This window comes from Luteimonas sp. MC1828 (assembly GCF_016461615.1).
GTDB lineage: Bacteria > Pseudomonadota > Gammaproteobacteria > Xanthomonadales > Xanthomonadaceae > Luteimonas.
Map to the genome: position 1 here is coordinate 790,768 of NZ_JAEMNY010000001.1, position 14,614 is coordinate 805,381.

Consider the following 14,614-nt stretch of genomic DNA (forward strand, 5'->3'; position numbering starts at 1 on the left):
GCCTGGGCCGCCTAGCCGCCCCACGCGCGCTGGTACTGCACCGGCACCACGGGCGTGACGCCCAGAAGCCTCGCGGCGCGCATCGGGAAGTACGGATCGCGCAGTGATTCGCGAGCCAACAGCACCACGTCGGCGTCGCCCGAGGCCACGATCCGCTCGGCCTGCGCCGCTTCGGTCACCAGGCCGACGGCGCCGGTGGCGATATCCGCCTCGCCGCGGATGCGCGCCGCGAACGGCACCTGGTAGCCGGGTCCGGGTTCGATCTGCTGGCGCCGGTCCAGTCCGCCGCTGGACGCGTCGATCAGGTCCACGCCCAGCGCCTTGACGCTGCGCGCCAGCTCCACGCTCTGCTCGACGTCCCAGCCGCCATCGACCCAATCGGTGGCCGAGATCCGCATCCACAGCGGCAGGCGTTCCGGCCAGACCTCGCGCACCGCAGACACCACGTCGCGGACGATCCGCGTGCGGCCCTCGAAGCCGCCGCCCCAGGCATCGCCGCGCCGGTTGGCGAGCGGCGACAGGAACTGATGCAGCAGGTAGCCGTGCGCGGCGTGGATCTCGACGAGCTTGAAGTCGGCTTCCAGCGCACGCGCCGCTGCGGCGCGGAAACCAGCGACCACGCGCGCGATTCCCTCCGCATCGAGCTCCTGCGGCTGCGGGTAGTGGTCGGCATAGGCCGCGGCCGACGGCGCCACGACCGTCCAGCCGCCGTCGGCGACCGGCACCGCGCCATCGCCACGCCACGGCGCGTGCGTGCTGGCCTTGCGCCCGGCATGCGCCAACTGCATCGCCGGCACCGCGCCCTGTGCGGCAATGAACCGCGCGATCGGCGCCCAGGCCGCGGCCTGGGCTTCGTTCCACATGCCGGCATCCTGCGGCGAGATGCGTCCCTCGGGGCAGACCGCGGCCGCCTCGGTCATCACCACGCCGGCGCCACCCGCGGCGCGGCTGCCGAGGTGCACCAGGTGCCAGTCGCCCGGCAGGCCGTCGACCGATGAGTACATGCACATCGGCGAGACGGCGATGCGGTTGCGCAGGACGATGTCGCGCTGGCGCAGTGGCTGGAACAGCTGGCTCATCGGGGTCTTCCGCGGACGTGGCGGACCACTGTAGGCCGAGTGCGCTCCCGGGCGTGCGGGCGCTGGCGGATCACTGCATCGCGGGCACATGGCAACATCGCGGGATGGCCTCGCCTCCGCCCTCCGACCGCATCGCCTTGCCCGATTGCCCGGTGGCCACCGGCGCGGTGCTGGTGGCCCTGAGCGGCGGGCTGGATTCCACGGTGCTGCTGCACCTGCTGGCCGCGGACGCCTCGATCCGCGCGCGCGGCCTGCGCGCGGTCCACGTCCACCACGGGCTGCACGCCGATGCCGACGCCTGGGCCGTCCACTGCGCGCGCGCCTGCACCGCGCTCGACGTGCCGCTGCAGGTGGCGCGGGTCGACGTGGCACGTGACGCCGGGCGCGGGCTGGAGGCTGCGGCGCGCGCGGCGCGGCACGCCGCTTTCGCCGACGCGCTGGGCCACGGCGAGGTGCTCGCGCTGGCGCACCATCGCGACGACCAGGCCGAGACGTTCCTGCTGCGCGCGCTGCGCGCGTCCGGCCCCGACGGCCTCGCGTCGATGCGTGCCTGGCGCGGCTTCGCGGCCGGCTGGCTGTGGCGCCCGCTGCTGGCGCTGCCGCGCGCCACGCTGCATGCCTGGGCCATGCGCCACGGCCTGGCGTGGCTTGAGGATCCGGCAAACGCGGACCCGGCCCACGACCGCAACTACCTGCGCCACCAGGTCATGCCGCTGCTGCGCGCACGCTGGCCGGAGGCCGATGCTGCGCTCGCGCGCTCGGCAACGCTGTCCGCCGAAGCGAGCGACCTTCTGGCCCAGGGTGACCACGCGGCCCTGGCTGCGGCGCGCGACGCCGGACAAACGGACCGCACACAGCGCGAAACCGCAGCCGCCCCGCCAGTCGACCCGGGCCTGTCCATCACCGTCCTGCAGGCGCTGCCCGCGGCGCGGCGCGCGCGCGTGCTGCGCGCCTGGATCATCGAGCTTGCACTGCCCCCGCTGCCGGCAACCGGCGTCGCGCAGATCACGGCCGACCTGCTGCACGCGCGCAACGACAGCGTGGCGGCCTTTGCATGGTCGGACGCCGTGGTCCACGCCTGGCGCGGCCGCCTGCATGCCGGCCAGCGGCTGCCTCCGCTTCCCGCGGACTGGGAGGCCGGGTGGGACGGGCGCGCGCCACTGCCGCTGCCCGGCGGCGGCGCGCTGTCCCTTGTCGGCGCGGAAGGTTTCGATACCCCGCTGAAAGCGCATGCGCGGCGCGGCGGCGAACGCATCGTGCTCCCTGGCCGCACGCATTCGCACGCGCTGAAAGACCTGCTCCAGGCAGGTGCGCTGCCGCCCTGGCAACGCGCGCGCATGCCGCTGCTGTCCGCGCCCGACGGCACCCTGCTCGCCGCCGGTGACGCAGTGCTCTCGGCACGCCTGGAGACGTGGCTTCGCGCCCGCGGCGCCGGCGTGCGCTGGTGGCACATGGCGTAAACTGGCGCCATGCCACGCAAGCCCGCCACCACCAACGACACCTCGCCCGTCGCCGACTTCGAAGCTTCGCTCGACCTGCTCGAGCAGCTCGTCGAGAAGATGGAACACGGCGAGATGAGCCTCGAGGATTCGCTCGCCGCGTATGAGCGCGGCGTCGGCCTCTACCGCCGCTGCCAGCAGGCGCTTGAACAGGCCGAGCTTCGCGTGCGCCTGCTTACCGATCCACAGCAGCCGGAGCGCGCAGAACCCTTCCCGGGCCGCGATATCGACGATGCCTGACCCGGAGGCGAGGGCGGCCCGGCTCGAGGCGTGGCGCCAGCGCATCGACGCCGTCCTCGAGCGCACACTGGACCAACACCCGGCTGCCGAACCACGCCTGCACGCGGCCATGCGCCATGCCGTGCTGCTCGGCGGCAAGCGCATGCGCCCGCTGCTGGTCTACGCCACCGGCACCGCGTTCGGCGCGGGCGAGGACGCGCTGGATGCCGCCGCCGCGGCGATCGAGCTGATGCACGCCTATTCGCTGGTGCATGACGACCTGCCGGCGATGGACGACGACGCCCTGCGGCGTGGCCAGCCGACCGTGCATGTCGCCTTCGACGAGGCCACCGCGATCCTCGCCGGCGACGCGCTGCAGGCGCTGGCGTTCGCGGTGCTGGCGGATGCCGCGGTGAACGACGCCTCGCGCGTGGCGATGCTGCGCGAGCTCGCCGCGGCGGCCGGTGGTGCCGGCATGTGTGGCGGGCAGGCGCTCGACCTCGCCGCCACGGGCGACACATCGGCCACGCTGGCCGCGCTGGAGCACCTGCATGCGCTCAAGACCGGCGCGCTGATCCGCGCGGCCGTGCGCATGGGGGCGATCGCCGCCGGCGCCGATGCCGACGCGCGCATGCGCCTGGATGCCTACGCCGACGCGCTCGGCCTGGCATTCCAGGTGCGCGACGACCTGCTCGATGTCGAAGGCGACAGCGCCACCCTCGGCAAGACCGCCGGCAAGGACGCGGCACAGGACAAGGTCACGTTCCCGGCGCTGGTCGGCCTCGATGCGTCACGCGAGCGCCTCGCCACGCTGGCGGCCGCGATCCGCTACGCGCTGGCGCCCTTCGGCCCGCGCGCGGCGATCCTCGCCACGCTCGCCGAGTTCGCGATCAAGCGCAGGCACTGACGCGCGCGGATCAGAACAGGCGCATTGTCAGCGGGTAGCGATAGGCCTCGCCGTTCCACGCCTTCACCGCGGCGATGATGCTGCACACCAGCCACATCAGCGCGATCGCGGCCATCGCGACCATCAGCACCAGGCCGGCAGGCGCGGTGAGGATGATGCCGATGCCGAGCGTAAGCACCGTGGCCCCGACCAGCACCACGCCGATCGCGAACGCGATGCAGGCGTAGATGAACATGCTGAGGTTGAAGTTCAGCGCCTCGCGGGCGTGGGTGGCGACAAACGAGGAATCGCCGCGCTTGAGCAGGTAGACGGCGCCCGCGCCCAGCATGCCGGCCACGCCGGCGATCCAGCTGGTGCACAGCGCAAGGACCAGGGCGGCAATGTGCGCCAGCGCCGCCCACTGGCGCTCGCTGCCGGTGGCGGGGGTGCTGGCGAGATGGGTGGTCTGTTGCATCGCGGTCTCCTGGCCGGTGCATCCGGCATCCCCATAGCATGGGGATGCCGCGATGGAGCGCAACCCAACCGATGGCACCCGGTGCCGCCGTGGCGTCAGGCGCGCGTCAGCGGCTCATTCACCCGCGACGGTCATGCCGCCGATGAGGATCGAACCCGTGCGGATGTGCGAGCGGGTGTCGACGTCGCGCCCCACCGCTTCGATGCCGGCGAACATCTCGCGCAGCTTGCCGGCGATGGTGATGCCGTCCACCGGGAAGGCGATCGCGCCGTCCTCGATCCAGAACCCCGCGGCGCCGCGCGAATAGTCGCCGGTGACGGTGTTCACGCCCTGCCCCATCAACTCGGTGACCAGCAGGCCGCGGCCCATGCCGCGCAGCATGTCGTCGAGGTCGCCGGCATTGGCGGCCACCTCCAAGTTGTGCACGCCGCCGGCGTTGCCCGTGGTCTGCAGCCCGAGCTTGCGCGCCGAATAGCTGCCAAGCACGTAGCGCTGCAGCACGCCGCCTGCGACCAGCGGCGATTCGCGGGTGGCCACGCCCTCGCTGTCGTAGGCCGACGAGCGCAGCCCGCGCTGCAGGAACGGCCGCTCGTCGATCGCGAACCAGTCGGGGAAGAGCTGCTCGCCGACGCTGTCCACCAGGAAGCTCGCACCGCGGTACAGCGCGCCGCCGGAGACCGCACCCAGCAGGTGTCCAACCAGCGAACGCGCGACCTCGGAGGCGAACAGCACCGGATAGCGGCCGGTGGCCAGCGGCCTGGGATCGAGGCGCGCGGCGGCGCGCTGCGCGGCGAGGCGGCCGATGGCGGCCGGCGACTGCAGATCGTCGGCGGCGAGCGCCACGCTGTACCAGCCGTCGCGCTGCATGGCATCGCCTTCGCCGGCGATCAGCGCGCAGCCGATGCTGTGGTGGCTGTCGCGCTCGGCGCCCACGAAGCCGTGGCTGTTGGCATAGACGCTGAGCGACGTGCCGCTGCCGACCGACGCACCGTCGGAGTTGGCGATGCGCGGATCGGCGTCACGGCCGGCCTGCTCGCAGGCCAGCGCCAGGTCGATCGCGTGGTCGGCGTCCAGCGCCCAGGGGTGCCAGGTGTCGAATTCGCGCACCTCGCGCGCCATCAACGCCGCGTCGGCGAGGCCGGCCGCGTCGTCATCCTCGGTATGGCGCGCGATCGCGCAGGCCTGCGCCACGGTTGCCTCCAGGCTCTCCGGCCGCAGGTCGGCGGTGCTCGCGCTGCCCTTGCGCTGGCCGAAGTACACGGTCACGCCGATGCCGCGGTCATGCGTGGATTCGACCGTCTCCACCGCGCCCATGCGCACGTTGACGTTCAGGCCGCGCTCCTCGGAACACGACACCTCGGCCTGGCTGGCGCCGGCGGCGCGCGCGCGGTCGAGCAGTTCCGCGGTGATGCCCTGGAGCTGCGCCAGGCGCTCGCGGCTGTCGTCCGTGGCGGGCGGGACTACGGTCGGCTGGGTCTGCAATGGATTATCCTTCATGGTCTATACGGGGTGCGGCACATGCGCGGAAAGAACGAAGACACCGGCGAATTCCTTGGCGAGAGCCGCAGCGCGCAGCGCCGCGAGGCGCTCGACGTGCTGGCGCTCGCGCAGCAGCTGGTGGCGCTGGACCCGGGCCGCCTGGACAAGCTGCCGCTGGGCGACGACCTGCCGGAGTTCATCGAACGGGCGCGGCGCATCACCTCGCACATCGCGCGCAAGCGCGAGATCGCATTCCTGGCCAAGCAGCTGCGCCGCGAGGACGACGAGGCGCTGGACGCGATCCGCGACGCGCTTGAAGTGGACGGTGAAGCCGCGCGCATCGATGCCGCGCGCCTGCACCGTGCCGAAGACTGGCGCGAGCGCCTGCTCGGCGACGACGGCGACGCCGCGCTGGCAGCGCTGCTGGAAGAATTCCCCGGCGCCGACCGCCAGCGCCTGCGGCAGCTGGTGCGCAACGCGCTGGCCGAACGCAAGGCGAACAAGCCGCCGCGCGCGTTCCGCGAGCTGTTCCGCGAAGTGCGCGCGCTGCTGCAGCCGGCCGACAGCCAGGACGACCACTTCGGTGAAGGTGACGGCGACGGCGACCGGGAAGGCGACGACACCACGCCCTGACGGGGTATCGCCGGGATCGCGCGCCGGCATCAGGCGCGCGTGCCGCCGACAGTGATGCCGTCCACGAGCAGCGACGGCTGGCCCACGCCCACCGGCACGCTCTGGCCGTCCTTGCCGCAGACGCCCACGCCGTCGTCCAGCGCCATGTCATGCCCGACCATGCGCACCTTCTGCATCGTTTCCGGGCCATTGCCGATCAGCGTGGCGCCCTTCACCGGCGCGGTGACCTTGCCGTCCTCGATCAGGTAGGCCTCGGTGGCCGAGAACACGTACTTGCCGCTGGTGATGTCGACCTGGCCGCCGCCGAAGTTGACCGCGTACAGGCCCTTCTTCACCGAACGGATCATGTCCGCCGGGTCGTCCTGGCCGGCGCGCATGTAGGTGTTGGTCATGCGCGGCATCACCAGGTGCGCGAAGGACTCGCGGCGGCCGTTGCCGGTGGGCGCCACGCCCATCAGGCGCGCGTTGAGCGTGTCCTGCATGTAGCCGGTGAGCACGCCGTCCTCGATCAGCGTGGTGCACTGCGTCGGCGTGCCCTCGTCGTCGACGTTGAGCGAGCCGCGGCGATTGTCCAGCGTGCCGTCGTCGACGATGGTCACGCCCGGCGCGGCGACGCGCTGGCCCATGCGCCCGGCATAGGTGCTGGTGCCCTTGCGGTTGAAGTCGCCCTCCAGGCCATGGCCGACCGCCTCGTGCAGCAGCACGCCGGGCCAGCCGGGGCCGAGCACGACCGGCATGATGCCGGCCGGCGCATCGATGGCGTCGAGGTTGACCAGCGCCTGGCGCAGCGCCTCGCGCGCGAACTGCTCCGGTCGGCCATCGCCGAGCAGTTCCTCGTAGGAGTAGCGGCCACCGTAGCCGGCGTAGCCGCTCTCGCGGCGGCCGCCCTGCTCCACGATCACCTGCACGTTGAGCCGCACCAGCGGACGCACGTCGCCGGCGACCACGCCGTCCGAGCGCGCCACGAGGATCGTGTCGACGCCGCCCGACAGGCTCACCATCACCTGCTTCACGCGCGGGTCGGCCGCGCGCAGCAGGCGGTCGACCCGCCGCAGCGCCTCGACCTTGGCGTCGTTGCCCATGGCATCGATCGGGTCGGTGGCCGCGTACAGCGAGCGCGTGCCCGCCGGCACCAGCGTCTTCGCCGCGTGCTCATGGCCGCTGCGCGCAATCGCGCGCGCCGACTGCGCCGCCGCAAGCAGCGCCGCGCCGTTGATGTCATCGGAATAGGCGAACCCGGTCTTCTCGCCGCTGATCGCGCGCACGCCCACGCCCTGCTCGATCGAATGCGAGCCGTCCTTGACGATGCCGTCCTCGACCGTCCAGCTCTCGCGGCGTGCGTGCTGGAAATACAGGTCGCCGAAATCGATGCCCGGCCCCAGCAGCTGGCCGAACGCGCGTTCGAGGCCCCCGCCGTCGAGGCCCGCGGGCAGCAGCAGGCGGGCTTCGGCAAGGGCAAGGGCTTGGGTCATCAGGTGGAGTCCGGGAAGGCGTTGCAGGGGAGATGCGGGCGTACGCCAGCGAATCAACCCGACGCGGGCACCACCGGACCCGCGCGCTCCGCTGGCGGCGGCTCGCGCACCTGCACCTCGACCTTCGGATCCTTCCACGGCCCGGTGACGTGGTAGACCTTGGCGCCCACGCGGCCCAGCGGCCGCTCGAACACCGCGTTGGCCACGGCACCCACGGCGGCACCGACCGGCCCGGCGGTGAGCGCACCGACCGCGGTGAGCAGACCGCCGGTGCGCGGCACCACCTCGATCACCTGGTCGTAGGTCTGCGCGCGCAGGTCGGCCGTGCCGCGGATGCTGATTTCAGCCGCGGCGCCATCGATCAGCATGTCGTCGCTGCGCGCCTGCCCGGCGCCGAACGCGACCGTGCCGCCGATGCGGTTGAACGCGAAGCCCTTGGCGAAGAAGTCGCGGAAGTCCAGGGTGAGGCGCCTCGGCAGTTCGGTGATGCTGAGCAGGCCGAGGACCCGGCCGGCGCCGGGCTCGACTTCCACCAGGCGGCCATCCTTCACCGTCAACGCCAGGCTGCCCTCGAGGGCGTCGAGCCGGAAACCGGCCGGGCCGCCCGGCCAGGTCGCGTCGAAGTCCGCTTCGCCTTCGCCACCGTCGAGGCGCTGGCCCAGGCCGAAGCCGGACAGCAGTGCGCCGAAGTCGCGACTTGCCAGCGACACCTTCACGCGCGTGCGCGCGGCCTGGCCGCGCCCCAGCCAATCGCCTTCGACCTCGACACGCTGCCTGCCCCGCACCGCATGGAACTCCTGCACCAGCAGCCCGTCCGCCGTCTGGCGCGTGCGCAGCCGGGCCGTGCCCAGCGCGGCAGCGCCGAACCGCAGGTCGTCGACGGTGATGTCCAGCGGCGGGATGCGCGCCGGGTCGATGTCATCGGCGGCCGCGGCCTCGCCCTCCCCGTCGGCGCTCGGCGTGCCACCGCCCGCGCGCGCACCGGGTGCGGGAAAATGCAGCCGCTGCAGGTGCGCGGTCAGCGCTGCGCCGGATCGTCGCGGCAGCAACAGGCCACCGGCCAGCGCCGGCCCGTCGAAGCGCACCGAGGTTCCCGCCGCCACCGGCTCGGCCAGCACGCGCGTCTGCGTGAAGCCGCTGCCCAGCAGCTGCAGGCGACCGGCCAACACGTCGATCCGGCGCAGTGCGAGCCCTTCGCCAGCGTCGGCGTCCGCGTCGCCACCACCCGCCAGGCTCGCCCAGTCGAGCGCGTCCAGCACCGGCGTGCTCCCGGTGACGACCAGGCCCGACGCCGGAGGCTCGCCGTCCATGCGCCCGCGGCCCAGCACCGCGCGCACCCCGGTCTGGTTGCCGCGGCTGCGCGCGCGCAAGGCGACCCGGTTGCCCAGGGCCACGTCCACGTCGCCCTCGCCCAGTGGCAGGTCGACATCGATGCGTGCCGCCAACGGCGTGGCCGCCGGCTTGTCGAGCGGCGCCGGCAGCATCAGCTGCGTGCCCACCAGGTCCGATCGCAGCTGCAGCCGTCCGCCGCCTCCGTCGCTGCCGGCATCCACCGGGATCGCCACTGCGAGTGTCCACTGCGATCGCCCGCGCAGGCGATCGCCGAGCCAGGCCAGCTGCGGCGCACGGGCGGCGAGTTCGGACGCGGCCAGGCTGGCGCCGAGCTCGGCCTCGAAGGCGTTGCCGCGATCGGCGACATGCCCGGTGCCGGCACGCAGGGCCAGCGTGCCGGCCAGGCCTTCGCGGCGCACGCGAAGCGCATTGGCAACGAAACCGTTCTGGTCGTAGCGTGCCTCGCCGCGGACATCGTCGAACGCGACGTCCCAGCGTTTTTCGCCCAGCGTCGCGCCTTCCAGCAGCACGCGCCCGGAAACCGCCGGCCGTATCGGGTGCTGGTGCAGCGGCAGGTCCAGGGCGAACGCCGCGCGCATGGGGCCGGCGGCGGACAGTCCCTGCAGCAGCGCTTCGCGGCCCTCGCGCAGCGGGCTGGCGCGCAGCAGCACGAGGACCGGCGCAGCATCGCCGGCGATGTCGGCGCGGACCAGCAGCGGCGCATCGCCGAAATGGGCGATGCGGCCGGACAGTGTCGGCAGCGGCACTCCGGCCAGCTGCGCACGTCCCGACACCGAAAATCCATCGGCGATGAAGTCGACCACGCCGTCGAGGCCGTTCGCGGCCGGCCAGTCGGGATCGAAGCGCAGCACCACGTCGTCGAGCCCCGCGCGCGCGTGGAACAGCCCAGGACCGGCGGTCTTGCCCGCGGCGCTGAACGGCCAGTCGTCGAGGTCGCCGGACAGCACGGCACGCCCGCCGCGCACGTGGCCGCCGACCAGGGCCGTGTCCAGCCAGTCCACCGCCGCCCGCGGCATGCGGTGGCGGACCCAGAAGCGCTTGGCCACCGGGATGTGGGCATCGTCGATGGCCGCCGCCAGATCCACGCGCGGGCGCGTGCCGTCGCCCTGGAAGACCAGGCCACCGCGCACATCGGCGCCGTAGCCTTCGCCGCTGACGCGCAGCGCCGGCGTATCGACGTGCCAGCCCCCGGTGTCGCGCCAGGCCGTCACCCTGCCCGCGAGGCGCACCGCGTGCGCCGGCGGGCCGAAGCCGCGCGGCCAGTCGAAGCGCGTGACGGCCTTGCGGTCGAACGCGAACGTCACGCCGTCGGCGTCGCCGACCAGGGTGCCGGAGAGTCCGGACACGCCAGGGGCATCGCCGACCGCGTCGAACCGCAGGTCCTCCACCTGCGCGCGCGCACGGAAGCGGCCGCTGGCATCGCCCGCGACCTCCACATCACGCAGCACGCCACCCGGACGCGTGTCGAGAAGCCAGTCGGAGAGTGCGGGCGGCATGGCGCCTGCGAGCGCGGCCAGCGCCAGCAGCGGTCCGGCATCGATGCGTTCGGCCACCAGCGCGCGACGCGCACCGTCGGCGACCAGCAGGCCGTCGAGCACCTGCGCATCCGCGCCGGCCCCGACCCGCAGCCGCGGCGCGTCGACGCGCCAGCCGCCCGCGAGCGCGAGCCAGCGGGCGTCGATCTCGACGCGACCGAAATCAAGCGATGGCGCGGCGGAGCCCGCCACTGCGTTGCCGCGCAGGCGCACACCATCCAGTTTTCCGGAGACCCGGAGGTCGGTGACACGGTTGCCGCGCAGGTCCGCCCATACCTGGATCCTGCCGGTTCCCGCCGCCGTCCCCACGCCCACCGCGCGCAGCCCCGACCAGGCCGCCAGGTCGGCATCGCGCAGCGCCAGCCAGGCGCGGCCATCGCCACGGCTGCGATCGAGATCGGCCGAAATGTCCAGCGGCGAGACGCCCTTGCGCATCCATGCGCGCGCCGCGACGCGCACGCGCTCACCGTCCACGCGCAGGCGCAGGTCGACCTCGCTCAGGGCCGCATCGATGCCGAGCGCGGGGGCCAGCACCGCCAGGCGGCCATCGATGACCTGCAGCTCGCCGAGGCCTTCGAGTGCGGCGAAGGGATCGCCACCCGACTGCGCCTGGCCCGGCAGGCCGCGGACCTGCCAGCGCCCGTCATCGTCGCGCTCCAGCGTGAGCTCCAGCCCGCGCAGCCGCAGCTCGGTGAACGAGCGCCCGGGCAACAGGCCGGCGTATTGGGAGACCAGGACTTCCGCCGCGCCGATCGGGATCGCGTGCGGGCCGTCGCCGATGCGCAGGCCGTCCAGTCGCAGCAGCGGGCCGCGCCGGGTCCACTCGGTCTCCACGTGGTCGAACGCGACCGTGCGCCCGGCGCGCTCGCCCAGCCAGGCGGCGATGTGGTCGGGGTGGCGCTCGGCCAACGGCAGCAGCTGGCTGGTGATGCCGGCGCCCAGCGCCATCAGCACCAGGCCGATCGCCAGTACATACCAGGCGCCGCGCCTTGCGACGCGCAGGCCACGGCGCAGCGGCGTCGGCGGCATCAGGCCCACGCCGCGCGCCCGGCGTGGCTAGAGCAGCACCACATCGAATTGTTCCTGGAAATACTGCTCGTCGGCCTGGAAGCGGATCGACTTGCCCAGGAACTCCTCGAGTTCGGCGACCGCCGCCGACTCCTCTTCGGTGATCCGGGTGACGACTTTCGGCGAGGCGATCACCAGCAGGCGCTCGGCGTCGAACTGGCGCACCGCGCGCACGATCTCGCGGAAGATCTCGTAGGTCACGGTCTCGTCGGTCTTGAGCATGCCGCGCCCGCCGCACTCGTGGCAGGTCTCGCTCAACTGGCGCTCCAGGCTTTCCACCGTGCGCTTGCGCGTCATCTCCACCAGGCCCAGCGGCGAGAAGTCGTAGACCGTGGTCTTGGCGTGGTCGCGCAGCAGCGATTTTTCCAGCGTGCGCAGCACCTGGCGGCGATGCTCGGCATCGACCATGTCGATGAAGTCGATGATGATGATGCCGCCCAGGTTGCGCAGCCTGAGCTGGCGCGCGACCGCCTGCGCGGCTTCCAGATTCGTGCGGTACACCGTCTCCTCGAGGTTGCGCTGGCCGAGGAACGAGCCGGTGTTCACGTCGACCGTGGTCATCGCCTCGGTCTGGTCGATGACCAGGTAGCCGCCGGACTTCAGCGGCACCTGCTTCTCCAGCGCGCGGCCGATCTCGTCCTCGACGCCGTACAGGTCGAACACCGGGCGCGCGCCGCTGTAGTGCTCGATCCGCTCGGCGAGCCCGGGCATGTACTGCGCGGCGAACACCTGCAGGCGATCGCAGGTCTCGCGCGAATCCACCTTCACCTTTTCCACGTCGCGGCGCATCAGGTCGCGCACCGCGCGCATCGGCAGGGTCAGGTCCTCGTAGACGCAGGTGCCGACGCGCGCGCTGGCCACCTGCCCTTCGACCAGCAGCCAGGCGCGTGCCAGGTAGGCGATGTCCTCGGCCAGCGCTTCAGAAGGCTGGCCCTCGGCGTTGGTGCGCACGATGTAGCCGTGCTGGTTGCCCGCCGAGAACCCGGTCACCAGCGACTTGAGGCGCGCACGCTCGGCTTCGTCCTCGATCCGCGCGGACACGCCGACCACGGTCGACTGCGGCAACAGCACCAGGTAGCGCGACGGGATGCTGATCTGCATCGTCAACCGCGCGCCCTTGGTGCCGATCGGATCCTTGACCACCTGGACCACGATGTCCTGGCCGTCGCGCAGCAGCTCGCTGATCGGCGGCGTGGCCGCGGGCTGCGGCGGCTCGTCGCCGACCAGCTCGGGCGGGCGCAACGAGCGCATCACGTCGTTGGCATGCAGGAACGCGGCGCGCTCCAGCCCGATGTCGACGAAGGCCGCCTGCATGCCGGGCATCACCCGCTGCACCTTGCCCTTGTAGATGTTGCCGACCACACCACGCCGCCAGCCGCGTTCGATGTGCAGCTCCTGCAGCATGCCGTTCTCGACCACGGCCACGCGCGTCTCGCGCGGAGTCACGTTGACCAGGATCTCCTCGCTCATGCCCGGCCGCCGGCGCGCGGCGTGCGCGCGTTGATCCCGAAGCCGCGCAGCAGTTCGGCGGTCTCGTGCAAGGGCAGGCCCATCACCCCGGAATAGCTGCCCGCCAACCGTGCGACAAAGCGTTCGGCGCCGCCCTGGATGGCGTACGCGCCGGCGCGGCCCATCGGCTCGCCGCTGGCAACGTAGTCCGCGATGTCCTCGTCCGAGAGGTCTGCGAACGTGACGTCGGTCGCCACCAGCACCGAAGCCTCGCGCCCCGCCGACACCAGCGAGACCGCGGTCAGGACCTGGTGGCTGCGCCCGGACAGGCGGCGCAGCATCGCCGCCGCCTCGGCGGCGTCCGCGGGCTTGCCGAACACCGTGTCATCGAGCACCACTTCGGTATCCGAGCCCAGCACCACCGCAGCGGGCACCGCGACCACGCGCAGCAGCCCGGCCCCGGCCTTCTCGCGCGCGACGCGGGCCACGTAGCTGGCCGGCGCTTCGCCCGCCGCACGCACTTCGGCGACTTCGACATCGAGCACGCCGAAGTCGAGGCCAAGGCGCGCGAGCAGTTCGCGGCGGCGGGGGGATTGCGAGGCAAGATGCAGCATCCGGCAAGGATACCGCGCATGAACGCCGGCCCGACGCGCGTGCGCCGGCCAACCCCGGAGCGGCTCACGACCCGTTCACTGCATGAGCAAGACCCTTGTTCCCTTCGTTCTGGAGACCACGATGCCCCATTCCGCCCTGCGCCCGCTGCTGCTCGCCTGCGCCCTCGCCCTCGGTACCACCGCCATGACCGCTTCCGCACAGACTCCGGCCATGCAGGCCGCCAGCGATGCCACCCTGCTGTCGGTCTCGGCGCGCGGCCAGGCGAGCCGGGTGCCCGATGTCGCCACCGCATCCGCCGGCGTGGTTACCCAGGCCACCGACGCCAGCGCGGCGATGCGCGCCAACGCCGCACAGATGACCAGGGTGATGGCCGCCATCCGCGACGCGGGCGTGGCGGAAAAGGACATCCGCACCACGGGGATCAGCGTCAATCCCGAATACCGCTACGCGGAAAACAAGGCGCCGGAAATCACCGGCTACCGCGCCAGCAACACGGTCAGCATCAAGGTCCGCGACATCGACCGCCTCGGCAAGGTGCTCGACGCGCTGGTCGCCAGCGGCGCCAACGACATCAACGGCCCCGCGTTCGAGATCGACCAGCCCGAGGCGGTCTACGACGAGGCGCGCCGTGCCGCGCTCGACCTCGCGCGCGCGCGCGCCGCGATGTATGCCAAGTCGCTGGACCTGCGTGTCCGCCGCATCGTCAGCATCAGCGAAGGCGGCGGCTTCCAGCCCCCCCAACCGATGATGATGATGAAGTCGATGGCACGCGATGCCGAGTCCACACCGGTGTCGCCGGGCGAGACCACGCTGGATGCGAACCTCGACGTGGTCTTCGAACTGGGGCGCTGA

At 72.6% G+C, this 14,614-nt stretch carries 12 protein-coding genes; 5 read left to right on the plus strand and 7 right to left on the minus strand.

The genetic code is table 11. The features are described 5' to 3' along the window. Positions 1–11: 11 nt before the first annotated feature. On the minus strand, positions 12–1,079 hold the full coding sequence (locus tag JHB91_RS03725; RefSeq protein ID WP_199471562.1) for an NADH:flavin oxidoreductase/NADH oxidase: 1,068 nt from the start codon (positions 1,077–1,079) through the stop codon (positions 12–14). A gap of 104 nt (positions 1,080–1,183) precedes the next feature. Between JHB91_RS03725 and tilS the strand changes: the two genes are divergently transcribed. The 3 genes from tilS to ispA are packed head-to-tail and all read left to right on the plus strand — an operon-like array spanning position 1,184 to position 3,704. Then, positions 1,184–2,539 carry a tRNA lysidine(34) synthetase TilS gene (gene tilS, locus JHB91_RS03730; RefSeq protein ID WP_199471564.1) on the plus strand — a complete coding sequence of 452 codons (1,356 nt, stop codon included), beginning with the start codon at positions 1,184–1,186 and terminating at the stop codon, positions 2,537–2,539. 9 nt (positions 2,540–2,548) lie between these two features. Beyond that, positions 2,549–2,818: an exodeoxyribonuclease VII small subunit gene (locus tag JHB91_RS03735; protein ID WP_199471567.1), complete on the plus strand. Its 270-nt coding sequence runs from the start codon at positions 2,549–2,551 to the stop codon at positions 2,816–2,818. After that, complete coding sequence (ispA, locus tag JHB91_RS03740) at positions 2,811–3,704, plus strand: (2E,6E)-farnesyl diphosphate synthase (RefSeq protein ID WP_199471570.1); 894 nt, start codon at positions 2,811–2,813, stop codon at positions 3,702–3,704. Before JHB91_RS03735 ends, ispA begins: the two co-directional genes overlap by 8 nt. Positions 3,705–3,714: 10 nt before the next feature. Here the strand turns inward: ispA and JHB91_RS03745 are convergent, their stop codons facing one another. Beyond that, positions 3,715–4,158, minus strand: a complete 444-nt coding sequence (locus tag JHB91_RS03745; RefSeq protein WP_199372522.1) for a DUF4870 domain-containing protein — start codon at positions 4,156–4,158, stop codon at positions 3,715–3,717. 114 nt (positions 4,159–4,272) lie between these two features. Then, the gene (pmbA, locus tag JHB91_RS03750) at positions 4,273–5,586 is read right to left on the minus strand and encodes a metalloprotease PmbA (protein ID WP_233398596.1); all 1,314 of its coding nucleotides are present in this window, start codon (positions 5,584–5,586) and stop codon (positions 4,273–4,275) included. A 90-nt stretch (positions 5,587–5,676) separates the two neighbouring features. On the opposite strand from pmbA, the gene yjgA reads away from it, so the two are divergent. After that, positions 5,677–6,270 (plus strand): ribosome biogenesis factor YjgA, encoded by a 594-nt coding sequence (yjgA, locus tag JHB91_RS03755; protein WP_199471574.1) that lies wholly within the window; start codon positions 5,677–5,679, stop codon positions 6,268–6,270. 29 nt (positions 6,271–6,299) lie between these two features. Here the strand turns inward: yjgA and tldD are convergent, their stop codons facing one another. From tldD to JHB91_RS03775, 4 genes are read right to left on the minus strand one after another with little or no spacing between them, the layout of a single operon-like run. Beyond that, the gene (gene tldD, locus JHB91_RS03760) at positions 6,300–7,745 is read right to left on the minus strand and encodes a metalloprotease TldD (protein ID WP_199472643.1); all 1,446 of its coding nucleotides are present in this window, start codon (positions 7,743–7,745) and stop codon (positions 6,300–6,302) included. Between the two features lie 50 nt (positions 7,746–7,795). Next, positions 7,796–11,659, minus strand: a complete 3,864-nt coding sequence (locus JHB91_RS03765) for a YhdP family protein (RefSeq protein WP_199471576.1) — start codon at positions 11,657–11,659, stop codon at positions 7,796–7,798. A gap of 27 nt (positions 11,660–11,686) precedes the next feature. Further along, positions 11,687–13,168 carry a ribonuclease G gene (gene rng, locus JHB91_RS03770; protein WP_199372519.1) on the minus strand — a complete coding sequence of 494 codons (1,482 nt, stop codon included), beginning with the start codon at positions 13,166–13,168 and terminating at the stop codon, positions 11,687–11,689. After that, positions 13,165–13,761: a Maf family nucleotide pyrophosphatase gene (locus JHB91_RS03775; RefSeq protein WP_199471578.1), complete on the minus strand. Its 597-nt coding sequence runs from the start codon at positions 13,759–13,761 to the stop codon at positions 13,165–13,167. Before JHB91_RS03775 ends, rng begins: the two co-directional genes overlap by 4 nt. Before the next feature lie 121 nt (positions 13,762–13,882). Here JHB91_RS03775 and JHB91_RS03780 point away from each other — a divergent pair, with 121 nt between their 5' ends. Continuing rightward, positions 13,883–14,614 carry an SIMPL domain-containing protein gene (locus JHB91_RS03780; protein WP_199471580.1) on the plus strand — a complete coding sequence of 244 codons (732 nt, stop codon included), beginning with the start codon at positions 13,883–13,885 and terminating at the stop codon, positions 14,612–14,614.